Below are 23,491 nucleotides of genomic sequence, written 5' to 3' on the forward strand. Positions count from 1 at the left end.
TTTCTGCCATGAAAAAACACGTCGTGTTGTACAAAAAACTGTCGCCCGCGCTGATGGCGCGCCTGCATGAGCAGTGCGAAGTGACGCTGATCGACAGCCTCGATGCCGACGGCCTCATGCAATTGCGTGACGCCCTGCCCCGTGCCCAGGGTTTGCTCGGCGCCAGTCTGAAACTGGATGCGGCGCTGCTTGATCTGGCGCCGCAACTGGAGGCCATCGCCAGTGTTTCGGTGGGCGTCGACAACTACGACATCGACTACCTGAGCCAACGAAAGATCCTGCTGACCAACACCCCGGATGTCCTCACCGAAACCACCGCCGACACCGGTTTCGCCCTGATCCTCGCCGCTGCTCGCCGTGTGGTGGAACTGGCGAACATGGTCCGCAGCGGTCAATGGAGCCGCAACATCGGCCCGGCGCATTTCGGCACCGATGTGCACGGCAAGACGCTGGGGATTATCGGCATGGGCCGCATCGGTGAAGCGTTGGCGCAGCGCGGGCATTTTGGTTTTGGCATGCCGGTGATCTATCACAGCAATTCGCGTAAACCGGCGGTTGAGGCGCGATTTGCTGCGCAGTATCGAAGCCTTGAAGACTTGTTGCAGCAGGCCGATTTCATTTGCCTGACCTTGCCGCTGACGGCGCAGACCGAAGGTTTGATCGGTGCTGAGCAATTTGCATTGATGCGGCCAGAGAGCATTTTCATCAACATCTCGCGGGGCAAGGTGGTTGATGAGACGGCGATGATTGATGCGCTGCGTAACAACCGTATTCGTGCGGCGGGACTGGATGTGTTTGAGCGAGAGCCGCTCAATCATGATTCGCCGTTGTTGCAGCTCAGCAACGTGGTGGCGACGCCGCACATGGGTTCGGCCACGCATGAAACGCGCGAAGCGATGGCGCGGTGTGCGGTGGAGAATCTGCTCGCGGCATTGGCTGGGCAGAAACCGGCGAATCTGGTGAATCCAACTGCCTGGCAGGGCTGAGGTTTTGTAGCGTTTTCAAGGCCGCCTTCGCGAGCAAGCTCTGCTCCTACAAAAGCAGATCAGCATTGCACCTGTAGGAGCAAAGCTTGCTCGCGAAGAGGCCGGTGAAAGCAACACAAATCCATCAGGCACTGCGTACCTGTAAAAGCTGCGCCGCACACAGCGCAATCCGCGCGCACGCATCCGCCAGTTTCACCCGATCGACCACCAACCCAATGCGAATATGCCCCGCCGCACTCGGCCCGAACGCTTCACCGGCCAACACCGAAACCCCATAACCTTCTAGCAACTGCGAAGCAAACGCCTGCGCACCCAATCCGGTCTGGCGCACATCGACCATCACAAACATCCCGCCATCCGGCCGGATCGGGTGCAAACCCGGGCATCCGCGCAAGCGATCGCAGACCAGATCCCGGCGCAAACGATATTCCTCGCGCATCTGCGTCACCTCCGGCAGATCCGTCGCCAACGCCACTTCTGCGGCTTTCTGCACAAAGTCCGGCAGCCCGAACAACATGCTCAACGACAAATTGACCAAATGCTCGGCCAACGACTTAGGCCCGATTGTCCAACCGATGCGCCACCCGGTCATCGCATGGGATTTCGACAGACTATTGATCGTCGCCGTGCGCTCGGCCATGCCCGGCAGGCTCGCCGGGCTGACGTGCTCGCCTTCATAGAGCAGATCGCTGTAAACCTCGTCACTGATCAGCCACAGATCATGACGAATACACAGCGCCGCCAGTTCCTGCCAGATCAGCAATGACAGGCTCGCGCCGCTGGGATTGTTCGGACTGTTGAGCAACAGAGCGCGGGTTTTCGGCGTGATGCGCGCAGCGACATCGGCAGGATCCACGCGAAAACCGTTCTCCGGCCGCACCGGCACCGGCACGACTTTCGCCCCGCAAGCACCAAACACCCCTTCGTAAGTCACGTACATCGGCTCAGCAATAATCACCTCGTCGCCGGGATCCAGCAGACATTGCGCCACCGAATACACCGCACATTGCGCACCGGGCATGACGATCACATTGTCAGCATCGACGGCCTGACCACTGCGCCGCCGATGCCGCTCGGCAATCAACTTGCGCAACTCCGTACGGCCACGTACTTCGGAATAATGCGTGTCGCCGGCCAACAAACTGTCGATGGCGCCGTGAATGATCGGCAACGGCGTATCGAAATCCGGATCCCCCACACTCAACAACAAAACATCGACCCCCTCGGCGCGCAGCTCCAGCGCGCGGTCGTGAATCTGCCAGGCAGCGGCTCCTTCCCCGGCGATTCGTTGGGTCAAGGCTGAATAGCGCATGTACGTCTCCTGATGGCGCGGATTCCAGCCTTCACCCTATCTCAAATCACAAAACGCGCCACCATCGCATTCAAATCCACCGCCAGACGCGACAATTCATGCGTCGCGGCGCTGGTCTGGTTGGCCCCGGCTGCCGATTGCGTGGCGAGGTCGCGGATGTTGACCAGGTTGCGATCGACTTCGCGAGAGACTTGCGCCTGTTCTTCCGAGGCGCTGGCGATGACCAGATTGCGCTCGTTGATCTGGTGGATCGACTGGGTGATTTGCTCGAGCGCCACACCGGCGGCGCGGGCCATTTCCAGGGTGGATTGGGTACGCTGGTTGCTTTGCTGCATCGACGAGACCGCTTCACCGGTGCCGTTCTGGATGCCAGCGACCATTTTTTCAATTTCCTGGGTCGACTGCGCGGTGCGATGGGCCAAAGCGCGGACTTCATCGGCCACCACGGCAAAACCACGACCGGCCTCACCGGCACGGGCGGCTTCGATGGCGGCGTTGAGCGCGAGCAGGTTGGTCTGTTCGGCGATGGCGCGGATCACGTCGAGTACTTTGCCGATGTCGCGACCTTGCGTAGCCAGGCCTTCGATCATGTGCGCGGTGTTCTGCACGTCGTGGGTCATGGTCTGAATCGCGTCGACGGTTTTCACCACTTGATCGCGACCTTCGCGGGCGGCTTGCGTCGACTGGTTCGAGGCTTCGGAGGTCGAGACGGCGTTGCGCGCGACTTCTTCGACGGCGGCGGTCATCTCGTTGACGGCGGTGGCGGCTTGTTCGATTTCGTTGTTTTGCTGCTGCAGGCCACGGGAGGCTTCTTCGGTGACCGCGCTGAGTTCTTCAGCGGCCGCGCCCAGTTGCGTGGCGGAACCGGCGATCTGTTCGATGGTTTTGCGCAGGTTGGTTTGCATCGACGCCAAGGCCTGAAGCAGACGCGCCGGTTCGTCGTTGCCATCGACTTCGATGGTTTTGCTCAGGTTACCGTCGGCAATGGTTTGCGCGGCAAGCACGGCGCGATTCAGCGGAGTGACGATGCTGCGGGTCAGCAACAGCGCCAGCAACACTGTGGCAAGGGAGGCAACCACCGCGACGATAATGATGCCGGTGATGGCGCTGTCATAATTTTCACCAGCCTGACTGGACGCGGTTTTCGCGTCGGCGGCGTTGATCGCGATCAGCTTGTTGAGCTGTTCGCCCATCTGGTCGGTGCCGTCCTTGATCCGCGTGTTGATCAGGGTGCGCATCTCATCGACCTTGTCCTGACGCGAAAGCTCCATCATCTGATTTTGCGCTTGCATGTAATTCTCGAGCGTCGCGGCGAACGCCTTGTACTGCGCGAGTTCTTCGCCGCCGGCCGGCAATGCGGCATAGCTGGCCTGAGCGCTGCGAACCTTGTCGACGAGCACGCCGATTCGCGTTTGCGCTTCTTGCAAACTCGCCGGCTCACGATTGACTAACACCCGAAACGACAGAATGCGCAGGCGCAGGACGTTCTCGGTCACGACGCCGAGATAACCGACGCTGGGCAGTTGGTTGGTTTCCATGTCGATGGAGGCCTGGCGGATGGTGGTCATGCGATTGACGGCGAACACGCCGAGCACGATCACCAACAAAGCGATAAAAGCAAAACCGAGGAAAGCACGCGGGGCGATGTTCAAGTTGCGCAAGGACATAGTTGGACTCTCGGATGATAGAAACTACGAGCGTCCATGCCCTGATCACTGGCCCGTGGGGTGGGCTTCAGTCCGGCGTCACTGTTTTAGAATGCTTGTGCTCGCCTGATAGCTGTATCGGCCAGGCTTTAGGAAGGTTGTGTGTAAAGCGCAATTATTTTTCAGGGTGTTACAGCAATGAAACACCAACGCAACCCCTGTGGCGAGGGGATTTATCCCCGTTGGGCTGCGAAGCGGCCCCCAGCAATCTGTCAGGTAAACCGCGCGTACAGGTATTGCGACTGCTGCGCAGCCGAACGGGGATAAATCCCCTCGCCACAGGGGTTCTCTTTGCGGTTTAGAAATTACGGTGAGCCATCTGCCAGACGCGCGCGATATCGGTCGCGCGTTCACGCAGCAAACGCGGCGCTTCGGCGCACGCTTGCTCCAGCGTCATCGGGCCGCTGGTCACGGCAAATGCGGCATCGATGCCGTGACCGTAGAGTTCCTGATAGCCCTCGCCCAGGGTTCCCGCGATGACGATCACCGGCACGTCGTGCTGCTTGGCAATCCGCGCCACGCCAAACGGGGTTTTGCCGCGCAAGGTCTGCGCATCGAAACGCCCTTCCCCGGTGATCACCAGATCAGCACCTTTCACTGCTTCGGCGAGACCAACCAGTTCGGCCACCACCTCCACGCCTGCCTGAAACTGCGCACCAAGAAACGCCTTGGCGGCGAAACCCAGTCCACCCGCTGCGCCGCTACCCGGCTCATCACGAACGTCTTTGCCCAATGCCTGCGAGCACAATTCGGCGAAATGGCCGAGGGCCAGATCCAGTTGCTGAACCTGCGCCGGCGAAGCACCTTTCTGCGGGCCGAAAATCGCCGAGGCACCGTGCGGGCCGCACAGCGGATTGTTCACGTCGGCGGCAATGTCGAAACGCACAGCGGCCAGACGCGGATCGAGGTCACTCAGATCCAGTCGCGCCAGTTGCGCCAAAGCCAAACCGCCCGGCACCAATGCTTGTCCTTGCGAATTGAGCAATTTCACGCCCAACGCCTGCATCGCCCCAGCACCCGCGTCATTGGTCGCACTGCCGCCAATCGCCAGAATCACCCGTTGCGCGCCGGCATCCAGCGCGGCACGAATCAATTCACCGGTGCCGAACGTGCTGCTGATGCACGCATCGCGCTGCCCCGGCGGCACCAATTGCAAACCACTGGCCTCGGCCATTTCGATAATCGCGGTGTGGTTGTGCGGCAACCAGCCCCACGCCGCCTCAACCGGCGCGCCCAGCGGGCCACGCACGCGGGTGCGGCGAAGTTCGCCTTCGCAGGCCGCAAGAATCGACTCGACCGTGCCTTCGCCACCGTCGGCCATCGGGCATTTGACCAAAGTAGCTTGCGGCCAGACTTGCGCCAGGCCAAGGGCAATGGCTTCGGCAACGCCTTGGGCACTCAGGCTGTCCTTGAACGAATCGGGGGCGATGACGATCTTCATGCGAATTCTCCAGTTCCAATGCCCCTCATGCTGCCAGTCGGCATGCGCATTGACGCCTGTCCGCTGCACAAGTGGCGCGGGCGTTTATTGTTCATTTTCACAAAAGCAGGTTGCATACGCCCGTGTAGGAGCTGCCGCAGGCTGCGATCTTTTGATTTTGCTTTTAAAAGATCGCAGCCTGCGGCAGCTCCTACAGAGGGTTTGAGTCAGTTTGGGGAAGCAGCTGCACCCCAAGATAAAGCGCCAACATCCCATCCAGCCGCAGCGGATCAACCCCACTGAGCTCGGCAATCCGCTCCATTCGATATCGCAGACTATTGCGATGAATCCCCAGTGCATCTGCACACGCCTGACTCTGCCCGTCATGCTCGCACCAACTGCGCAGCGTCGTCAGTAACTGGCCGTTAGCGTCCTTGGCGATGACCTTGCGCAGCGGTTTGAGCAACTCATCCAGCGCATCATCGTTGCGGTGCCGCCACAGCATCACGGGCAATCGATAACGATTGAGCGTCAGCAAACGCGAGTGCGGCAACACCTCGCGACCATAAGCCAGCAAATCTGCCACGCGACGATAACAACGCCGCAACCCGCCAAGGCCGTCCGCCTGCCCGCCGACCGCAATGCGCAACACCTTCCAGCCGAGGCCATCGAGTTTCTCCAGCAAACGATCGTGCTCGACGTTCTGGCTCGCCGGCCGACACCACAGCAACGAAGTCTTCGCCGAACTCACGCACCAACTGTCCGGATAGCGCGAGGTCAGCCACGCGCTCAGCGCCTCGATCGTCTGCCCCGGCCCATGCTCCAAACCCAATTCGAACAGATACGGTATCCGCGTCAATTGTGGTTTGAGCCCCAGTTGCTGCGCTTCATCGACCAGGCGCGGCGAATCCCCCGCCTCACTCAACAGCAACGCCAGCAGATCATCACAGCGCTGACGCCGCCATTGCTGCTCGGCCTGCTGATTGCGCTGGCCGACGAGCATTTCCGCGGTCATGCGCACCAACTCGGCGTAAGTGCGCAGCAATTCCGGCTCGCCGGTGATGCCGAGCACGCCGATCAAACGTTGATCGAGCAGCAGCGGCAGGTTGATCCCCGGCTGCACGCCCTTGAGATGCACCGCCGTCTGCGCATCGATTTCGACCACGCGACCATTGGCCAACACCAGTTGCGCGCCCTCGTGACGAGTGTTGATGCGCTCCGGTTCGCCACTGCCCAGAATCAGACCCTGGCTGTCCATGACATTGACGTTGTAGGGCAAAATGGCCATGGCCCGGTCGACGATGTCCTGGGCAAGGTCGTGATCGAGTTCGAACATAACGGCGGCAATCCTTATTTTCTGGCACTGGCAGTTGTTCAGCCGCACAGGGTCTGGCGGCAAACCCTGTGCTCAGGCACAAAGACAATCCGGCCACAGGTGACCGAGACTCTCGGGGCGATCAACGTTAACCTGTGCATCGCAAAAAATCATAATAAAGAGAGAGCCGCTATGTCGCACAGCGCCGCAGCTACCCAGACCAAAGACGACGATAAAAATGCCGTTTATAAACGCATCACCCTGCGTTTAATCCCCTTCATCTTCATCTGCTACTTGTTCAACTACCTCGACCGGGTCAACGTTGGATTTGCCAAACTGCAGATGCTCGACGCACTGAAATTCAGCGAAACCGTATACGGCCTCGGTGCCGGTATTTTCTTCATCGGCTACGTGCTGTGCGGCGTGCCGAGCAACCTGGCGTTGACCAAGTTCGGTCCGCGGCGCTGGATTGCGGTGATGATGATCACCTGGGGCACGCTTTCGACCTGCCTGTTGTTCGTCACCACACCCACCGAGTTCTACACCCTGCGCCTGTTTACCGGTGCGGCCGAAGCCGGGTTCTTCCCGGGCGTCGTGCTGTATCTCTCGCAGTGGTTCCCGACGTTCCGTCGCGGCCGGATCATGGCGCTGTTCATGTCGGCGATCCCGGTTTCCGGTTTGCTCGGCAGCCCGTTTTCTGGCTGGATTCTCAACCATTTCGCCGCCGGCCAAGGTGGTTTGGCCGGCTGGCAGTGGATGTTCCTGCTGCAAGGCATTCCAACCGTGGTGCTCGGCGCCCTCGCCTATTTCCTGCTGAGCGACAGCTTCGCCAACGCCAAGTGGCTGACCCCACATGAGCGCGCGGTACTTGAGGCGGATCAGGCTGAAGATTTGGCGAACAAGCCGAAGACCACGTCCGACTCGTTGCTCGCAGTGTTCAAGAATCCGGCGATCTGGGCGTTTGGCCTGATCTACTTCTGCATCCAGAGCGGCGTATACGCGATCAACTTCTGGCTGCCGTCGATCATCAAAAACCTTGGCTTCAGCGATAACCTAGTGATCGGCTGGTTGAGCGCGATCCCGTATCTGCTGGCAGCGGTATTTATGCTGGTAATCGGCCGCTCGGCGGACTTGCGCAAAGAACGTCGCTGGCACTTGGTGGTGCCGATGCTGATGGGCGCGATCGGTCTGGTGATTGCGGTGAATTTCGCGGCTAACCCGGCGATTGCGATTCTTGGTCTGACCATTGCGACCATGGGCGCGCTGACCGGTTTGCCGATGTTCTGGCCGGTGCCGACAGCGATGCTGAGCGCAGGTGCTGCTGCCGGTGGTCTGGCGTTGATCAACTCGATGGGGCAAATGGCTGGTTTTCTCAGCCCGTACCTGGTGGGTTGGGTTAAAGACAGCACCGGTTCGACCGATGCGGCGCTGTATCTGCTGGCGGGTGTGATTGTCGGCGGGAGTTTGTTGGCGCTGCGCATGACGCGGACGTTGCGGGCTTAAATAGCAGCAAAGGTCAAAAGATCGCAGCCTGCGGCAGCTCCTGCCTTGGAATACGTTTCCTATAGGAGCTGCCGCAGGCTGCGATCTTTTTGCGTTTAACGAGCACAACAATTCACTTTGCCCCGCACCACGCTTCTGGTATTTGATTAACGCTTTCCCACCGATAAAAGGATGTCGGCATGAGCTATCGCACACTGGGTCACTCGGGGTTAAAGGTGTCCACCCTCACCCTCGGCACGATGATGTTTGGCGAACAAACCAGCGCCGAAGATTCGTTGCGCATCATCGACAAGGCCTGGGATCAGGGCATCAACTTCATCGACACCGCCGACGTTTACACCCAGGGCCGCTCCGAAGAAATCGTCGGTGAAGCGATTGCCCGTCATCGCCATGACTGGGTGCTGGCGACCAAGGTCGGTTTCGGCCCGGTGGACGGCGTGCCGAACCGCAGCGGTTTGAGCCGCAAACATATTTTCAATGGAATTGATGCGAGCCTGACGCGGCTCGGCACCGACTACCTCGACATCTATTACCTGCACCGCGAAGACCACAACACGCCGCTGGAAGTGACCGTGTCAGCGATTGGCGATCTGATTCGTCAGGGCAAGATTCGCTACTGGGGCCTGTCGAACTACCGTGGCTGGCGGATTGCCGAGGTGATCCGCATCGCTGACCAACTCGGCGTCGATCGCCCGGTGATCAGCCAACCGCTGTACAACATCGTCAATCGCCAGGCCGAAACCGAGCAGATCACTGCCGCGCAAACTTACGGCCTCGGCGTGGTGCCTTACAGCCCGCTCGCCCGTGGCGTGCTCAGCGGCAAGTACGCGCCGGACGTAACGCCAGACGCCAACAGCCGCGCTGGACGTCAAGACAAGCGCATTCTGGAAACCGAATGGCGCGTGGAGTCGTTGCGTATTGCTCAACAAATTCAGCAGTACACAGAACAGCGTGGTGTCGGCATGGTTGAGTTTGCGATTGCCTGGGTGTTGAACAACAGTGCAGTGACCTCGGCGATTGTCGGGCCTCGGACTGAAGAGCAATGGGATGCGTACACCAAGGCGCAGGCGGTGAAGATTACGGCCGAGGATGAAGCATTTATCGATTCGCTGGTGACACCGGGACATGCGTCGACGCCGGGCTTCAACGATGTGAGCCATTTTGTGTCTGGCCGTAAACCCCACACAGCCTGACGTCCCCGTGTAGGAGCTGCCGCAGGCTGCGATCTTTTGATCTTTAAAAAGCAAAATCAAAAGATCGCAGCCTGCGGCAGCTCCTACAATTACTCATCTCTATGTGTTGAAAATAATGACCATCCGGCCAATATTCAGCACAAAAACCACGTATCCTTCGCGCCCCGTTTGATCACCCACCCGCGAGGACAGTTTGTCTAAAGGTATCGCTTTATCGGTTTCGGCCTCGGTGCTGTTTGCCGTCATGTATTACTACACCTCGCTGCTCACCCCGTTGAGTGGCGTGGAAATCTTTGGCTGGCGGATGCTGCTCACTGTGCCGTGCATGACCGTGTTCATGCTGGTGTCCGGTGAATGGCGGCGGGTGGTGGAGCTGGTTCGGCTGATGGCCGCGAAGCCAAAGTTGATCGCCGGCCTGATCGTCTCGGCCGCCCTGCTCGGCGTGCAACTGTGGCTGTTCATGTGGGCGCCGCTCAACGGCTACAGCCTTGATGTCTCGCTGGGCTACTTCCTGCTGCCGCTGGCGATGGTGCTGACCGGGCGAATTGCCTACGGCGAAAGTCTGTCTTACCTGCAAAAGATTGCGGTGTTCTTCGCCAGTCTCGGCGTGTTGAACGAGTTGTATCAGGTCGGCGGATTTTCCTGGGCGACGCTGGTGGTCGTGATCGGCTATCCGCTGTACTTCGTGCTGCGCAAATACCTGAAGACCGATCACCTCGGTGGTTTGTGGGTCGACATGACGCTCATGCTGCCAATTGCCTACTGGTTTGTGCAGGGTGGCGAGCAAGGTTTCGGCGTGTTCGATCAATACCCGGGGCTGATGTGGCTGATTCCGCTGCTCGGTTTGATCAGTGCGTCGGCGCTGGTGGTGTACATCATTGCCAGCCGTTTGCTGCCGTTCAGTCTGTTTGGATTGTTGAGTTACGTTGAGCCGGTGTTGTTGCTCGGCGTGGCGTTGTTGCTGGGTGAGAGCATCAAGTCGGGGGAATGGCTGACGTACATTCCGATCTGGTTGGCGGTGATTGTGCTGGTGTTCGAAGGCTTCAAACACCTGATGCGTCAACGCCGTCCTTAAAAGCAAAAGATCGCAGCCTTCGGCAGCTCCTACAGGGAAAATGCATTCCAAATGTAGGAGCTGCCGAAGGCTCGGGACGCGATCGGACGATCTTTTGATCTGAAAAAAATCCCGGCCCTGCATCTCTGCAGGCCGGGATTTTTCATTTCGTCAGCGGATTACTCAGTCGCAAGCACGCCACGACGCACCTGGTCACGCTCGATCGATTCGAACAGCGCCTTGAAGTTACCTTCGCCGAAACCATCATCGCCTTTACGCTGAATGAATTCGAAGAACACCGGGCCCATCAGGGTTTCCGAGAAGATCTGCAGCAGCAGACGCTTGTCGCCCGACTCGGACGAACCGTCCAGCAGGATGCCGCGCGATTGCAGTTCATCGACTGGCTCGCCGTGGTTCGGCAGGCGGCCTTCGAGCATTTCGTAATAGGTTTCCGGCGGCGCAGTCATGAAACGCATGCCGATTTTCTTCAGGCGATCCCAGGTTTCCACGAGGTTATCGCTGAGGAACGCCACGTGCTGAATGCCCTCGCCGTTGAACTGCATCAGGAACTCTTCGATCTGGCCGGCGCCCTTGGACGATTCTTCGTTCAGCGGGATGCGGATCATGCCGTCCGGCGCGGTCATCGCTTTCGAGGTCAGGCCGGTGTATTCGCCCTTGATGTCGAAATAACGGATCTCACGGAAGTTGAACAGCTTCTCGTAGAAATTCGCCCAGTAAGCCATGCGACCGCGATACACGTTGTGCGTCAGGTGGTCGATGATCTTCAGGCCGGCGCCCACCGGGTTGCGATCAACGCCTTCGATAAACACGAAGTCGATGTCATAGATCGAGCTGCCTTCGCCAAAACGATCGATCAGGTACAGCGGCGCGCCGCCAATGCCTTTGATCGCCGGCAGGTTCAGCTCCATCGGGCCGGTTTCGATGTGGATCGGCTGAGCGCCGAGTTCCAGTGCGCGGTTGTAGGCTTTTTGCGAGTCTTTAACGCGGAACGCCATGCCGCAAACGGACGGGCCGTGCTCGGCCGCGAAGTACGAAGCAACGCTGTTGGGTTCGTTGTTGAGGATCAGGTTGATCGCGCCCTGACGATACAGGTGCACGTTTTTCGAACGGTGGGTGGCGACTTTGGTGAAGCCCATGATCTCGAAGATCGGCTCCAGCGTGCCCGGCACCGGCGATGCGAGCTCGATGAATTCAAAGCCCATCAGGCCCATTGGGTTTTCGTATAAATCTGCCATGGTGACGCCTCATCATTTCTTATCAATTAACCAGAGTTATTTGTCAGTCATGCGAGGTCGGTGGGTGGCGCACAGGAGATGCCGCGCACACTGCGGGCGAGGAAGTCACCGTAGATCAGTTGAAACCCGAATATCTTCATTGTCGACCCAAGGCTCTTGCGGGCGAGGCTTCTGCTGCCAGAAGACGATTATTATTGTATGCGTAACCCGATTCTACACAGCGTAAATGGGCTTGTCTGCCCTCCCTATAAAATCCGCTTTTTTGCGCCCGGCGCAAGGGGTTTGTTGCACAGGTTGATCAGGCTCAACCCTTGCGCGGCACCGGGGCCGAACAGCGCCGGCCCTGTTGATTCGCCGTGTCGGGTCGACGGAAAAGAGCCGCAGATGCCGTATCATTGCTGCCCCTTGATGCTCACCGAAGCGTTTGCTCGTCGCTGGCGTGGTCTTCATGCATCACCGATGAGCGGCGCAAGCGCAATCCGCCATCTATCATCCCTTCTGCCTGATCTCTTTTTCGGCGGCGCACGGTTGCCCGGCCTACATTCAAGAGCTCCACTTTTACGCGACAGGAAGCGCCCATGCCGTTAACCGTCAGACCCCGCCGCAAACGCAGCACGCGCCTTATTGTGACGCTGCTCAGCGGTTTGCTTCCCGTGATTCTGGGCAGCGTGATTCTTTACATGCAGGCCGAACGCACGTTGCAGCAGAGCACGGCGCACACGGCCGAAGAAGCGTTGCGTCAGTTTGACCTGATGCTTGATAACACTGCGCAAGCGGCGCGGCAGCTGCTGCCATTGGCCGGGCAACCGTGCAAGTCGGTGACGCTGGCGTTGCGCGAGCAAGTCACCCGCCGGCCTTTCGTGCGCTCAACCAATCTGGTGTGGGACGACAATCTTTATTGCAGTTCGCTGTTCGGTGAGTTCAGTGAACCCGTCAACGCGGGCGATTATGCGCAGGGCAAATTGTGGTTGATGAATGGCAACCCGGTGACGCCCAACACCGCCCTGCTGATTTATCGCCTCAGTGAGGGGCGCGGTGGTGCTTTGACCACCCTCGATGGTTACCACTTGAGCAATGTGCTGCGCCTCATTGGTCGGGACACGTTGTTGTTGCTGCAAGTCGGCGATAACTGGCTGTCCGCCGACGGCAAAACCCATCAGGGCGCACTGCCGGAATTGCCGGTCGCACAAAGCATGCGTGACTCATCGCATTATGCGTTCAGCGTCAGTGCCGGATTCCCCGAAGGTGAAACCTGGCGGTACATGAGCGATGAATATCCACCGTTGTTCAGTCTGCTGATCTTTTTCGGCGTGGTGTCTGGCGCGATTGGCCACATCGTGCAGAAGCGCTCGACCTCGCCGAGCCACGAAATGTTACGTGCGCTGGAGGCCGGTGAGTTCATTCCGTACTTTCAACCGGTGGTGTATGGCGACAGTAAAAAATGGACCGGCACTGAGGTGCTCATGCGCTGGAACCATCCCAAAGAGGGGCTGGTGCGGCCTGATCTGTTCATTCCGTTCGCCGAGCATTCCGGACTGATCGTGCCGATGACCCGCGCGCTAATGCAGCAGACTGCCGCCCTCCTCGGCCCTTTGTCGTCGACGTTTGTCGCGCCATTTCACATTGGCATCAACATCACCGCCAATCATTGCCAGGATCTGGAACTGGTCGAGGATTGCCGCGAGTTTCTTTCGGCATTCAGCGCGGGCAGCATCACGCTCGTGCTGGAGTTGACCGAGCGCGAACTGATCGAGCCCACCGATATCACTCGTCAGCTGTTCGAGCAATTGCACACTTTGGGGGTAAAGATCGCCATTGATGACTTCGGTACCGGACACTCAAGCCTCGGTTATCTGCGCAAATTCAATGTCGACTACCTGAAGATCGATCAGAGCTTCGTCGCCATGATCGGTATTGATGCGCTGTCGCGGCATATTCTCGATTTCATCATCGAACTCTCTGCCAAGCTCGATCTGGGTATTGTTGCCGAAGGCGTCGAAACGCAAGCGCAGGCCGATTACCTGACCGCACATAACGTTAACTTCCAGCAGGGTTATCTGTACGGCAAACCCATGCCAGCTGCCGACTTCATTAGTGCATTAACTCATCATTAACTAAATGGGCTTAAGCCGGGTGCGCCGACCGCGCGCACCAAATTGATACAAAAGATCGCTGTTGTTACATGAAGACAACAACAGGATTTACTCTTGACGCATTAACAACTACAATTTTTGTTGCCTGTGCAGAATTGGCAGGTGAGCCATTATCACCGAGTCGCTACAAGGCTCTTGGCTTATAGCTTTGTTTGCGGTTGGTATCAGCCAAATACATTATTGGAGTAAAGATATTGTCCAGACTCGCTGAATTTCGTGCAGCTGAAAAGGCCCTTCAGGAACAGCTCAAGCAGCTGGAATCGCTGAAGAACGATGCCGGGCTCAAGAAAGAAATCGAATTCGAAGAAAAGCTCCAGGGGCTGATGAAAACCTACGGCAAAGGCCTGAAGGACATCATCTCCATTCTCGATCCGAACCCGTCAAAATCCGGCCTGCAAACATCCGCAGCCCCTAAGACCCGCCGTGCACGCGTGGTCAAGGTTTATCAGAACCCGCACACCGGCGAACTGATCGAGACCAAGGGCGGCAACCACCGCGGCCTGAAAGCCTGGAAAGAACAATACGGTGCAGCCACCGTTGATTCCTGGTTGCGCGGTTAATCTCACGCCAACACAAAAGCCCTGCAGAAGCAGGGCTTTTTTTTGGACGATATCTAACAAATGCAACGAATGTCGCCAAGCAAGTTGCGATTGACGTGTAACGCGCACGAGTCAATTGCATCTATTGTTTCTTGGCTGAATGTTGCGAACGCTGCCGAAATTAACTTTCGGCTTAATGCCTTTGGGTATCTACCACAGAACGGCGAATTAAAGTTTCAGGCTGTTTCGAGCCGCCGCTATTTCCTCAGCGCTTGCCTTATAAACCTCAGCCTGCCCCGCGTAAGAAAGAACATAAGCCTTGTCCGCATCGACCGCAGCGACCAAAGTTTGCGACAGCACATGACGACCGTTTTCAGTCACCGTACAAGTCGTTTCAAGTGCACTCAACGAGCCTAGATTCGCTGGATGCACGCGGTTGCAAACACTTTGATAGCCGCTCTGAAAAAAGTCCTTCTGTATCGACTTGCGCATTTCCAGCAACACGCCTTGCAGGTTGACCTGATGACCGGTCTCGACTGGCGTCATGGTCAGCTCCATCACCATCACCTGATTGCCGTCGGCGTCATTTTTGACTGCGCGCTGACGTGAAACCTGCGGCGCGGCGTCCGTCAGCGTTTGCACCTCCCAGCCCGCAGGCCAGGTGATGCTCGGCGCATCGGCCAATGCTGCAGCGCTGATCAAGGCTACGCCGAAGAAAACCAACAGGGATTTGTACGGTCGGATCATTACCAAAGGCACTCAAAGGTTGAACCACAAAGTCTGAGGCCCGCCCGCACACAGGGCAAGCCCGCGCTTTGGGTTTGGCGATGCCGTTTGGCATGCGTATCATTGCGCCCATTCACTCGCCCATTGTTATTGGAGGGCCCATGAGCCTGCACGAACTGAACACTTTCCCCGGCGTCACCGCCACGCCAGACAGCGCAACCCAAAATTTCGTTTTCAACCACACCATGCTGCGTGTGAAAGACATCACCAAGTCTTTGGACTTTTACACCCGCGTGCTGGGTTTCTCGCTGGTTGAAAAGCGCGATTTCCCGGAAGCCGAGTTCAGCCTGTACTTCCTCGCACTGGTCGATAAAGCCCAGATCCCGGCCGACGCAGCTGCTCGCACCGAGTGGATGAAGTCGATTCCGGGCATTCTGGAGCTGACGCACAACCATGGCACTGAAAACGATGCCGACTTCGCTTACCACAACGGCAACACCGATCCGCGTGGCTTTGGCCACATCTGCATTTCGGTGCCGGATATCGTCGCTGCTTGTGCACGGTTTGAAGAGCTGGGTTGTGATTTCCAGAAACGTTTGACCGATGGCCGCATGAAGAGCCTGGCGTTTATCAAGGATCCGGATGGCTACTGGGTTGAGATCATTCAGCCTGCGCCGATGTAACTGACAGCACAAAACCTCTGTAGGAGTGAGCCTGCTCGCGATAGCGATGTATCAGTCAATAGAATACTGAATGCACCACCGCTATCGCGAGCAGGCTCACTCCTACAATTGAATTTGTGTCAGGCACAAAAAACCCGTGATCGCTCACGGGTTTTTTATTATCAGCGCTGAAAGATTACGCCGGCGCCGAAGTCCGGATCAGGTGATCAAAAGCGCTCAGCGAAGCCTTCGCGCCCTCGCCCACCGCAATAACGATCTGCTTGTACGGCACAGTCGTCACGTCACCCGCTGCAAAGATTCCCGGAATCGAAGTCTCACCACGGTTATCGACAATGATCTCGCCACGCGGCGACAACTCGATGGTGCCTTTGAGCCAATCAGTGTTCGGCAACAATCCGATCTGCACAAAGATCCCTTCCAGCTCGACCGTGCGCAGTTCATCACTGTTGCGATCCTTGTAGCGCAGGCCATTGACCTTCTGCCCGTCGCCCGTCACTTCAGTGGTTTGCGCACTGGTGATCACGGTGACGTTCTTCAGGCTGTGCAATTTGCGCTGCAATACCGCATCGGCGCGCAACTGGACGTCGAACTCCAGCAGCGTGACGTGAGCAACGATACCGGCCAGGTCGATCGCCGCTTCAACACCGGAGTTACCGCCGCCAATCACCGCGACACGCTTGCCTTTGAACAGCGGGCCGTCGCAGTGCGGGCAGTACGCCACGCCTTTGTTGCGGTAATCCTGCTCACCGGGCACGTTCATTTCACGCCACCGCGCACCGGTCGCCAGAATCACGCTCTTGGCTTTGAGGGTCGCGCCGCTGGCGAAGTGGACTTCATGCAGCTCGCCCTTTTTGCCAGGGATCAGCTTGTCGGCACGCTGCAGGTTCATGATGTCGACGTCGTATTGTTTGACGTGTTCTTCCAGCGCCGTGGCCAGTTTCGGCCCTTCGGTTTCCTGTACGGAAATGAAGTTCTCGATGGCCATGGTGTCGAGCACCTGACCGCCGAAGCGCTCAGCGGCGACGCCGGTGCGGATGCCTTTACGAGCGGCATAAATCGCTGCCGAAGCACCGGCCGGGCCACCGCCGACGACCAACACATCAAAAGCTTCTTTAGCGCTGATTTTTTCGGCCTGACGCTCAATGGCGCCGGTGTCGAGTTTGGCGAGAATCTCCTCCAGACCCATGCGGCCCTGGCCGAAGTTTTCGCCGTTCAAGTAGATGCTCGGCACGGCCATGATCTTGCGATCGTTGACTTCATCCTGGAACAACGCGCCGTCAATGGCGACGTGGCGGATGTTCGGGTTGAGCACGGCCATCAGGTTCAACGCCTGAACAACATCCGGGCAGTTCTGGCAGGACAGCGAGAAGTAAGTCTCGAAGCTGAACTCGCCTTTAAGCGAGCGAATCTGCTCGATCACTTCAACGCTGGCCTTCGATGGATGGCCGCCGACTTGCAGCAGGGCCAGCACCAGCGAAGTAAACTCGTGGCCCATCGGGATGCCGGCGAAACGCAGACTGATGTCGGCGCCCGGGCGGTTGATCGAGAACGATGGCTTGCGTGCATCGTCACCGCTGTCGATCAAAGTAATTTGGCTCGAAAGACTGGCAACGTCTTTCAGCAGTTCCAGCATTTCACGGGATTTCGCACCGTCGTCGAGGGAAGCAACGATCTCGATCGGCTGGGTGACCCGTTCCAGGTACGATTTCAACTGGGCTTTAAGATTGGCGTCCAACATACGGGCGATTTCCTTTATTTGAGGCGAAAAAAAGCCCGAGCGAATCTCGCCCGGGCATTTTTTGGGGCGGTGCAGCGTACTTAAGAGGGTGCGGCGTACCGCCCTGAGTTGCGTGTCACAGACTTAGATCTTGCCGACCAGGTCCAGGGACGGAGCCAGAGTGGCCTCGCCTTCTTTCCACTTGGCTGGGCAAACTTCGCCTGGGTGAGCAGCAACGTACTGAGCAGCCTTGATTTTGCGCAGCAGCTCGGAAGCGTCACGGCCAACGCCGCCATCGTTCAGTTCAACGATTTTGATCTGGCCTTCAGGGTTGATCACGAAGGTGCCACGGTCAGCCAGGCCAACTTCTTCGATCAGCACGTCGAAGTTGCGGGAGATGGCGTGGGTCGGGTCGCCGATCATGGTGTATTCGATTTTGCCGATGGCTGGCGAAGTGTTGTGCCAGGCAGCGTGGGCAAAGTGGGTGTCAGTGGAAACGCTGTAGATTTCTACGCCGAGTTTCTGGAAGGCAGCGTAGTTGTCCGCCAGGTCTTCCAGCTCGGTTGGGCAAACGAAGGTGAAGTCGGCTGGGTAGAAGAACACGACCGACCACTTGCCTTTCAGGTCAGCGTCCGAGACTTGAACGAAGTCGCCGTTTTTGAACGCGGTAGCTTTGAACGGTTTTACTTGGCTGTTGATGATAGGCATTGATGACTCTCCGTCAGGGTTGTGAATTCGATGGGAGAATCCTAACCACTCGCTCGACGGATGGCTCATTGGCAAACCTGATGCTGCTGATATGTTTTGGCTATTAGGCAACTGTATTAATAGAAGAAATGGATATCTAGGCGGGCACGTCGGTAATCCGCGCCATTCCTTGAAACGGGCTGACCTCGACATAACGCATCGCAGACTTCATGTCCTTCCAACCGACGTAGCTCATTAACGATTTCAAATCCCAACCACTTTGATGCGCCCAGGTGGCGAAGCCGCGCCGCAGGGAATGGCTGGTGTAGTTTTCGGCAGCGATCCCGGCACGCTGCAAGGCCTGGCGCAGTAAAGGGATGATGCTGTTGGCATGCAGGCCCTCCTCGTTCAGATTGCCCCAGCGGTCAATGCTGCGAAAAACCGGGCCGCGCACCAGCGCTGCTTCGGTGATCCAGTCGATGTAGGCCTGAACCGGGCACAGCTTTAACAGCGCCGGCGCTTGATAAGTCTGCCCGAGGTTTTCCCGATCGCCCTTACTGCGCGGCAGATACAAGGTGATGCCTTTGCCGGCGTGCGCTTGCACATGTTCAATCTGCAAGCGGCATAGCTCATCACTGCGGAAGCCCCGCCAGAATCCCAGAAGAATCAGGGCGCGGTCGCGGTAAGCCTTGAGCAGCGCCGGGCGATCCTGCTGTTCTTTAGCGGTTTGCACTTCGTGCTCCAGCCAATCGATGACGCGCTGCAAATCCTGCAACTGCAACGGCTCGGCCTGCTTCTCCTGTGCGGGGTGCAGGGCGCGAATGCCTTTGAACACCTTGCGCACCACCGGCGCTTTGGTCGGATCAGCAAAGCCCTGACTGTTATGCCACTGCGCCAACGCTGACAGACGCAGCTTCAGCGTATTGATCGATAACTCCCCAGCATGCGCCACCAGATACCGCGCGACGCTATCAGCCGTAGCTGGCAGGAACCCGCCCCACTTCACTTCGAAATGTTCAATGGCCGCGCGATAGCTACGGCGCGTGTTGTCACGGGTGGCGGCTTGGAGATAGCGATCCAGATCGCTCATGGGCTGTTTTCTCGCTGGCGTACTGATTCAAGGATGCAGATGTTCATTTTGCCGCCTGACACTGGGTAATACCAGTATATCCCGCGTCTTTAATATCAATGATTTAACTTTATTTTCAGCATGGTACACTGCGTACTTAGGTGGCATGTACCACAGTATGAAACCGTAGGAGTTCACATGGCCCGTGGCGGCATTACCAAAGCACTGGTGCAGATCGCGCGCACAGCGATTCTGGCTCGCGGAGAACACCCGAGCATCGATGCAGTACGCATTGAAATGGGCAACACCGGCTCGAAAACCACGATCCATCGCTATTTGAAAGAGCTGGATGATGGCGCTCAGCCGACTGAAGCATCAGCAGAACCCATCGACGATGAGCTGACCGCCCTCGTCTCCCGCCTCGCTCAGCGCCTGAAAGAACAGGCGCAAGAACCCATCGAACAAGCTCGCGAGCAGTTCGAGGAACAGCGTGAGGCACTGGAGTCGGAGCTGAAGCAGGTTCGTCAGGCGCTGGAAAAAATCGAGCATGAGCACGATATCCAAGGCGCAGCGCTCGCGCGCGAATCCGAAGCGCTGAACAACACGCGCTCGATGCTGCAGACCGAACAAACCCGTAATGCCGGTTTGAATCAGGCCTTGGCCGACTTTGAATTGCGCCTGCAGGACAAGGACGAGCAGATTCGCTCGCTGGAAGAAAAGCACCTGCATGCTCGCGACGCACTTGAGCATTACCGCAACGCCACCAAAGAGCAGCGCGAGCAGGAACAGAGCCGCCATGAAAGCCAGGTGCAGCAGATTCAGGCAGAACTGCGTCAGGCACAGCAAAGCGCACTGGTGCGTCAGGACGAGATCACGCAACTGCATCGCGATAACGAGCGCTTACTCACGGAAAACCGTGGCACCCAGCGCGAATTGAGCCTGACGCAGGATCAGCTCAAGCAAAGCAATCAGCGTCAGGATCAATTGCTGGAGCAAGCGACGCGGGTGGACAGCGAACGCACCCTCCTCCAGGAACGTTTACGCGTGGCCACACTGGAAAGTCAGACACTCAAACAGAACGTCGAAGAGCAGGCGCTCCTCAATCAGTCACTGGAAAAGCAATTAAGCAAAACGCAGGCGAGCCTGGAAGAAAGCCAGCGTCTGGCGGCTACCGTTGCGGCAGCGCCAGACTCGGCCAAACCGAAGGACGCTTAAGCGCCGACCGGTGTACGCATGGTGACAAACTCTTCGGCGGCCGTCGGATGTACCCCGATCGTGTCGTCGAAGTCGCGCTTGGTCGCGCCTGCCTTCAGCGCAATCGCCAGGCCTTGGACGATTTCGCCAGCGTCCGGGCCGACCATGTGGCAGCCGAGAACTTTGTCGGTTTTGCCGTCCACCACCAGCTTCATCAGCGTTTTCTCCTGACATTCAGTCAAGGTCAGCTTCATCGGGCGGAAGCGGCTCTCGAACACCACAACATCGTGGCCAGCCTCGCGCGCTTCCTCTTCGGTCAACCCGACCGTGCCAATGTTCGGCAGGCTGAACACCGCCGTCGGGATCATCTTGTAATCCACCGGACGATATTGCTCAGGCTTGAACAAACGACGCGCTACGGCCATGCCTTCCGCCAATGCCACTGGCGTCAGCTGCACTCGACCAATAACGTCGCCCAGCGCCAGAATGGACAGCTCAGTAGTCTGGTACTGATCATCGACCTTGATGAAGCCTTTGTCGGTGAGCTGCACATCGGTGTTTTCCAGTCCGAGATTGTCGAGCATCGGACGGCGACCGGTCGCGTAGAAAATGCAATCCGCCTCCAGCTCGCGACCATCCTTGAGAGTGGCTTTGAGGCTGCCATCGGCCTGTTTATCGATGCGCGCGATGTCGGCATTGAATTGCAGATCCAGACCGCGCTTGGTCAGTTCTTCCTGCAAATGTTTGCGCACCGAACCATCGAAACCGCGCAGGAACAGATCACCGCGATACAGCAGCGTGGTGTTCGCGCCGAGGCCGTGGAAAATCCCGGCGAACTCAACTGCGATGTAACCACCACCCACCACTAGTACACGCTTAGGCAGCTCTTTGAGAAAGAACGCCTCGTTGGAACCAATCGCGTGTTCGTGCCCCGGAATTTGCGGGATCTGCGGCCAGCCGCCGGTGGCGATCAGAATGTTTTTCGCGGTAAAGCGTTCACCATTGACCTCGACTTCATGAGGCCCAACGATCTTGGCGTGCGCCTCATGCAAGGTCACACCGCTGTTGACCAGCAAGTTACGATAAATGCCATTGAGGCGATTGATCTCGCGATCCTTGTTGGCGATCAGCGTCGCCCAATCGAAGTTCGCTTCGCCAAGGCTCCAGCCAAAACCGGATGCTTGCTCAAAGTCTTCAGCGAAATGCGCGCCGTACACCAACAGCTTTTTCGGCACACAGCCGACGTTGACGCAGGTACCGCCCAGATAACGGCTCTCGGCCACCGCTACTTTCGCGCCGAAACCGGCTGCAAAACGCGCAGCGCGCACACCGCCGGAACCGGCACCAATCACATAAAGGTCAAAATCGTAGGCCATTTCTATCTCCTCGGCAGGCGACCAGCATACCTGCCGACGCTCATTGAGCAAGTCTCCAACGGATTTGCCGTGCATTAGCAACGCCAAGACTCCTCCACTGCCTTAGCTTCAGGTACCCGCAAGGTGCGCCAGGTGATCAGCATCGCAACGAGCGCCAGGCCGAAAGCGGCCCATGACACCAGCCCCACACCACCCTCAAACGCCAACGCCGCTTGCGACATCAGCGTCTGCGCTTGCTCAGCAGATAACCCGGCGGCGACAGAAAGTGCGCCGGAGAGCGTCTCGCTCGCCAACATAAACTGAATGTCGTTCAAGAAGGCCGGCAATTGCAGAGCGCCGCGATAGTAGGCCGTGACCAGACCACCAAGCAGAGTAGTGCCCAGCACCACGCCCACTTCATACGCGGTCTCACTGATTGCAGAGGCTGCGCCCGCCTTCTCCGGCGGCGAGGCAGACAAAATCACATCGTTGGTCACTGTCGTAATCGCGCCCACCCCGATATTTAGCAAGGCGAACGCTGCCACCCATACCGCCAGACTGCCGCCCATGCTCGCCACCAGCAGAAACGCCGCGCCGACGAATCCAGTCAGAATCGGAAGCAGGACATGCACGGGCATACGTTTCGCAATCGGCACGACAGCCATCCCGACGATGATCGCCATGATTTGCCCGGGCACGAGCGCCAGACTCGCACTTAGCGGCGACATCTGCAGTACGATCTGCAAGAACTGAGTGGTGAAGAAAACAAAACCTACAAGAAAGGCGAGGCTCATCAGATTGATCAGAATTGAGCTGCTGAAAGCGCCATTGCGAAACAGGCTCAAGTCCATCAACGGCTCAGCAAGGCGCGACTGACGCCGCACGAACATCCAGCCTGCTAACAGTCCAATCAGAAACGTGATCAACACGACCTCGTCGATACCGTCACTGGCGCCACGCTTGACGCTGTAAACAATAGCTCCCAACGCGACCATCGATTGCACAATGCTCACTGGATCCAGCGGCCCTGACGCATCCCGCTCCGACTCAGGCAGAAACAGCGGCCCCAAAACCAATAACGGTATCAGCACAGGCACCGCCAATAGAAAAATGGCGCCCCAATCAAAGAACTCCAGCAGCACCCCGCCGACCAAAGGCCCTAACGCCGAACCCACCGTCAACGTTGTCGCCCAGATCGCCACGGCCAATCGGCGCTCGTCGCAATCTTCAAACACCCAGCGTATCAACGCTAAAGTCGAGGGCATCAGCATTGCGCCGAAAATACCCATACAGGCACGCCCGATGATCAGTTGCATGGCTGTTTCGGAATAGGCAGTCAAAACAGAAACGACAGCAAAACCAAAGGATCCCGCGAGCAGTAATTTTCGATGCCCGATCCGGTCACCCAAGCTGCCCATCGACACCAGCAAACCTGCCAGCACCAACGAGTAGGCATCGATCATCCACAGTTGCTGACTAGCGGTTGGGTGCAACGCTTCTGCGATTTTTGGCAGTGCGAATCCCAACACCGTGTTGTCAACGGTCACCAGCAACACTGGCAGCATCAGAACGGCAAGACTCATCCAGCGCGTTTTACTTGCAGGCTTTGCTATCAACACCACG

19 protein-coding genes are annotated in these 23,491 nt (G+C 57.9%); 8 read left to right on the forward strand and 11 right to left on the reverse strand.

Annotated elements, in window-relative coordinates; translation table 11 throughout:
• Positions 1-8: 8 nt before the first annotated feature.
• A complete protein-coding gene (locus tag ACIOMO_RS03440) occupies positions 9-986 on the forward strand; it encodes a 2-hydroxyacid dehydrogenase (RefSeq protein ID WP_401238105.1) in 978 nt (325 codons plus the stop codon).
• Positions 987-1,110: 124 nt separating this feature from the next.
• On the opposite strand, the gene ACIOMO_RS03445 is transcribed toward ACIOMO_RS03440, so the two are convergent.
• The 4 genes from ACIOMO_RS03445 to ACIOMO_RS03460 all read right to left on the reverse strand — a co-directional run bounded on the left by ACIOMO_RS03445 (position 1,111) and on the right by ACIOMO_RS03460 (position 6,760).
• Complete coding sequence (locus ACIOMO_RS03445; RefSeq protein WP_401238108.1) at positions 1,111-2,298, reverse strand: pyridoxal phosphate-dependent aminotransferase; 1,188 nt, start codon at positions 2,296-2,298, stop codon at positions 1,111-1,113.
• Positions 2,299-2,339: 41 nt separating this feature from the next.
• The gene (locus ACIOMO_RS03450) at positions 2,340-3,965 is read right to left on the reverse strand and encodes a methyl-accepting chemotaxis protein (RefSeq protein WP_401238111.1); all 1,626 of its coding nucleotides are present in this window, start codon (positions 3,963-3,965) and stop codon (positions 2,340-2,342) included.
• A gap of 337 nt (positions 3,966-4,302) precedes the next feature.
• Positions 4,303-5,445 carry a glycerate kinase gene (locus ACIOMO_RS03455; protein WP_401238114.1) on the reverse strand — a complete coding sequence of 381 codons (1,143 nt, stop codon included), beginning with the start codon at positions 5,443-5,445 and terminating at the stop codon, positions 4,303-4,305.
• Positions 5,446-5,635: 190 nt separating this feature from the next.
• Positions 5,636-6,760: a sugar diacid recognition domain-containing protein gene (locus ACIOMO_RS03460; RefSeq protein ID WP_401238117.1), complete on the reverse strand. Its 1,125-nt coding sequence runs from the start codon at positions 6,758-6,760 to the stop codon at positions 5,636-5,638.
• Positions 6,761-6,931: 171 nt separating this feature from the next.
• Here ACIOMO_RS03460 and ACIOMO_RS03465 point away from each other — a divergent pair, with 171 nt between their 5' ends.
• The 3 genes from ACIOMO_RS03465 (at position 6,932) to rarD (ending at position 10,510) form a co-directional block, all read left to right on the forward strand.
• Positions 6,932-8,242, forward strand: coding sequence for an MFS transporter (locus ACIOMO_RS03465; protein WP_401238120.1), 1,311 nt, complete (start codon positions 6,932-6,934; stop codon positions 8,240-8,242).
• A gap of 179 nt (positions 8,243-8,421) precedes the next feature.
• Positions 8,422-9,435 (forward strand): aldo/keto reductase, encoded by a 1,014-nt coding sequence (locus ACIOMO_RS03470; protein ID WP_053120339.1) that lies wholly within the window; start codon positions 8,422-8,424, stop codon positions 9,433-9,435.
• Between the two features lie 193 nt (positions 9,436-9,628).
• On the forward strand, positions 9,629-10,510 hold the full coding sequence (gene rarD, locus ACIOMO_RS03475) for an EamA family transporter RarD (protein WP_400751490.1): 882 nt from the start codon (positions 9,629-9,631) through the stop codon (positions 10,508-10,510).
• A 158-nt stretch (positions 10,511-10,668) separates the two neighbouring features.
• On the opposite strand, the gene hppD is transcribed toward rarD, so the two are convergent.
• On the reverse strand, positions 10,669-11,745 hold the full coding sequence (gene hppD / locus ACIOMO_RS03480; RefSeq protein ID WP_401238124.1) for a 4-hydroxyphenylpyruvate dioxygenase: 1,077 nt from the start codon (positions 11,743-11,745) through the stop codon (positions 10,669-10,671).
• A 578-nt stretch (positions 11,746-12,323) separates the two neighbouring features.
• Between hppD and ACIOMO_RS03485 the strand changes: the two genes are divergently transcribed.
• Both ACIOMO_RS03485 and ACIOMO_RS03490 read left to right on the forward strand, forming a co-directional pair.
• Positions 12,324-13,859 (forward strand): EAL domain-containing protein, encoded by a 1,536-nt coding sequence (locus tag ACIOMO_RS03485; protein WP_401238127.1) that lies wholly within the window; start codon positions 12,324-12,326, stop codon positions 13,857-13,859.
• 233 nt (positions 13,860-14,092) lie between these two features.
• Positions 14,093-14,458 carry a histone-like nucleoid-structuring protein, MvaT/MvaU family gene (locus ACIOMO_RS03490; RefSeq protein WP_053120358.1) on the forward strand — a complete coding sequence of 122 codons (366 nt, stop codon included), beginning with the start codon at positions 14,093-14,095 and terminating at the stop codon, positions 14,456-14,458.
• Between the two features lie 207 nt (positions 14,459-14,665).
• Here the strand turns inward: ACIOMO_RS03490 and ACIOMO_RS03495 are convergent, their stop codons facing one another.
• Positions 14,666-15,184 carry a DUF4946 domain-containing protein gene (locus tag ACIOMO_RS03495; RefSeq protein ID WP_401238131.1) on the reverse strand — a complete coding sequence of 173 codons (519 nt, stop codon included), beginning with the start codon at positions 15,182-15,184 and terminating at the stop codon, positions 14,666-14,668.
• 140 nt (positions 15,185-15,324) lie between these two features.
• On the opposite strand from ACIOMO_RS03495, the gene gloA reads away from it, so the two are divergent.
• A complete protein-coding gene (gloA, locus tag ACIOMO_RS03500) occupies positions 15,325-15,846 on the forward strand; it encodes a lactoylglutathione lyase (RefSeq protein WP_401238134.1) in 522 nt (173 codons plus the stop codon).
• Positions 15,847-16,021: 175 nt separating this feature from the next.
• Here gloA and ahpF read toward each other — a convergent pair whose 3' ends face one another.
• From ahpF to ACIOMO_RS03515, 3 genes are all read right to left on the reverse strand, one after another.
• Positions 16,022-17,584, reverse strand: coding sequence for an alkyl hydroperoxide reductase subunit F (gene ahpF / locus ACIOMO_RS03505; RefSeq protein WP_401238136.1), 1,563 nt, complete (start codon positions 17,582-17,584; stop codon positions 16,022-16,024).
• A 123-nt stretch (positions 17,585-17,707) separates the two neighbouring features.
• A complete protein-coding gene (gene ahpC, locus ACIOMO_RS03510) occupies positions 17,708-18,271 on the reverse strand; it encodes an alkyl hydroperoxide reductase subunit C (RefSeq protein WP_007912224.1) in 564 nt (187 codons plus the stop codon).
• A 136-nt stretch (positions 18,272-18,407) separates the two neighbouring features.
• Positions 18,408-19,340, reverse strand: coding sequence for a site-specific integrase (locus ACIOMO_RS03515; protein ID WP_401238139.1), 933 nt, complete (start codon positions 19,338-19,340; stop codon positions 18,408-18,410).
• A 177-nt stretch (positions 19,341-19,517) separates the two neighbouring features.
• On the opposite strand from ACIOMO_RS03515, the gene ACIOMO_RS03520 reads away from it, so the two are divergent.
• Entirely contained in the window at positions 19,518-20,534 is a 1,017-nt protein-coding gene (locus tag ACIOMO_RS03520; RefSeq protein WP_053120366.1) for a DNA-binding protein, read from the forward strand.
• On the opposite strand, the gene gorA is transcribed toward ACIOMO_RS03520, so the two are convergent.
• Together gorA and ACIOMO_RS03530 are read right to left on the reverse strand one after the other, a co-directional pair.
• The gene (gorA, locus tag ACIOMO_RS03525; RefSeq protein ID WP_401238142.1) at positions 20,531-21,889 is read right to left on the reverse strand and encodes a glutathione-disulfide reductase; all 1,359 of its coding nucleotides are present in this window, start codon (positions 21,887-21,889) and stop codon (positions 20,531-20,533) included. The genes ACIOMO_RS03520 and gorA overlap by 4 nt on opposite strands.
• 74 nt (positions 21,890-21,963) lie before the next feature.
• Positions 21,964-23,490 carry an MFS transporter gene (locus tag ACIOMO_RS03530; protein WP_401238145.1) on the reverse strand — a complete coding sequence of 509 codons (1,527 nt, stop codon included), beginning with the start codon at positions 23,488-23,490 and terminating at the stop codon, positions 21,964-21,966.
• Between the last annotated feature and the right edge of the window lies 1 nt (position 23,491).

The organism is Pseudomonas sp. NPDC087804, from assembly GCF_044742965.1.
GTDB lineage: Bacteria > Pseudomonadota > Gammaproteobacteria > Pseudomonadales > Pseudomonadaceae > Aquipseudomonas > Aquipseudomonas rustica.

Excerpts from the sequence above, each read along its gene's own strand:
- ACIOMO_RS03440 (WP_401238105.1), top strand. The coding sequence starts at position 9 with ATGAAAAAACACGTCGTGTTGTACAAAAAACTGTCGCCCGCGCTGATG.
- ACIOMO_RS03445 (WP_401238108.1), bottom strand. The coding sequence starts at position 2,298 with ATGCGCTATTCAGCCTTGACCCAACGAATCGCCGGGGAAGGAGCCGCT.
- ACIOMO_RS03450 (WP_401238111.1), bottom strand. The coding sequence starts at position 3,965 with ATGTCCTTGCGCAACTTGAACATCGCCCCGCGTGCTTTCCTCGGTTTT.
- ACIOMO_RS03455 (WP_401238114.1), bottom strand. The coding sequence starts at position 5,445 with ATGAAGATCGTCATCGCCCCCGATTCGTTCAAGGACAGCCTGAGTGCC.
- ACIOMO_RS03460 (WP_401238117.1), bottom strand. The coding sequence starts at position 6,760 with ATGTTCGAACTCGATCACGACCTTGCCCAGGACATCGTCGACCGGGCC.
- ACIOMO_RS03465 (WP_401238120.1), top strand. The coding sequence starts at position 6,932 with ATGTCGCACAGCGCCGCAGCTACCCAGACCAAAGACGACGATAAAAAT.
- ACIOMO_RS03470 (WP_053120339.1), top strand. The coding sequence starts at position 8,422 with ATGAGCTATCGCACACTGGGTCACTCGGGGTTAAAGGTGTCCACCCTC.
- hppD (WP_401238124.1), bottom strand. The coding sequence starts at position 11,745 with ATGGCAGATTTATACGAAAACCCAATGGGCCTGATGGGCTTTGAATTC.
- ACIOMO_RS03485 (WP_401238127.1), top strand. The coding sequence starts at position 12,324 with ATGCCGTTAACCGTCAGACCCCGCCGCAAACGCAGCACGCGCCTTATT.
- ACIOMO_RS03495 (WP_401238131.1), bottom strand. The coding sequence starts at position 15,184 with ATGATCCGACCGTACAAATCCCTGTTGGTTTTCTTCGGCGTAGCCTTG.
- gloA (WP_401238134.1), top strand. The coding sequence starts at position 15,325 with ATGAGCCTGCACGAACTGAACACTTTCCCCGGCGTCACCGCCACGCCA.
- ahpF (WP_401238136.1), bottom strand. The coding sequence starts at position 17,584 with ATGTTGGACGCCAATCTTAAAGCCCAGTTGAAATCGTACCTGGAACGG.
- ahpC (WP_007912224.1), bottom strand. The coding sequence starts at position 18,271 with ATGCCTATCATCAACAGCCAAGTAAAACCGTTCAAAGCTACCGCGTTC.
- ACIOMO_RS03515 (WP_401238139.1), bottom strand. The coding sequence starts at position 19,340 with ATGAGCGATCTGGATCGCTATCTCCAAGCCGCCACCCGTGACAACACG.
- ACIOMO_RS03520 (WP_053120366.1), top strand. The coding sequence starts at position 19,518 with ATGGCCCGTGGCGGCATTACCAAAGCACTGGTGCAGATCGCGCGCACA.
- gorA (WP_401238142.1), bottom strand. The coding sequence starts at position 21,889 with ATGGCCTACGATTTTGACCTTTATGTGATTGGTGCCGGTTCCGGCGGT.